This is a genomic window from Streptococcus suis (genome assembly GCF_002964045.1).
Taxonomy (GTDB): Bacteria; Bacillota; Bacilli; order Lactobacillales; family Streptococcaceae; genus Streptococcus; species Streptococcus suis_U.
The window spans coordinates 1-275 of the sequence record NZ_POPB01000070.1 but is presented as its reverse complement, the minus strand read 5'-3'; the positions used below and the strand labels follow the sequence as shown (position 1 = coordinate 275).

Below are 275 nucleotides of genomic sequence, written 5' to 3'. Positions count from 1 at the left end.
GCCAATTATGTACTATGAAAACAATATCATGTCAACCCTAGCTTTGGTAGAAGTCATGGCAGAATTTAGTGTTAAGAAAATTGTCTTCTCCTCAAGTGCGACTGTTTATGGTCTCAATAATCCATCGCCTTTGGTTGAAACTATGCCAACTAGCGCAACGAATCCGTACGGCTATACCAAAGTTATGTTGGAACAAATCTTGCGTGATGTGGAAGTAGCAGATAAGGAGTGGAGTATTGCATTGCTCCGTTATTTCAATCCAATTGGAGATCGGA

1 protein-coding gene is annotated in these 275 nt (G+C 40.4%); it reads left to right on the top strand.

Annotated elements, in window-relative coordinates; all coding sequences use genetic code 11:
- Positions 1-275 (top strand): NAD-dependent epimerase/dehydratase family protein (locus tag C1E99_RS00310; RefSeq protein WP_153060113.1); only part of this gene is annotated, 275 nt, incomplete at both ends.